Source organism: Vibrio sp. HI00D65 (assembly GCF_001635455.1).
Taxonomy (GTDB): domain Bacteria; phylum Pseudomonadota; class Gammaproteobacteria; order Enterobacterales; family Vibrionaceae; genus Vibrio.
Genome location: NZ_LWEH01000581.1, coordinates 1 through 269 on the forward strand (window position 1 = coordinate 1; position 269 = coordinate 269).

Annotated in this window: 1 rRNA gene; it reads right to left on the bottom strand. The window is 51.3% G+C overall.

Features of this window, described 5'->3' with window-relative positions:
• Window positions 1–269, bottom strand: a 16S ribosomal RNA gene (locus A3712_RS23995); the annotation flags it as partial.

Sequence of the window (269 nt, forward strand, 5' to 3'; positions counted from 1 at the left end):
CGCATTTCACCGCTACACCTGAAATTCTACCCCCCTCTACAGTACTCTAGTTCACCAGTTTCAAATGCAGTTCCGAGGTTGAGCCCCGGGCTTTCACATCTGACTTAATGAACCACCTGCATGCGCTTTACGCCCAGTAATTCCGATTAACGCTCGCACCCTCCGTATTACCGCGGCTGCTGGCACGGAGTTAGCCGGTGCTTCTTCTGTTGTTAACGTCAAGAGATGCCGCTATTAACGACACCCCCTTCCTCACAACTGAAAGTACT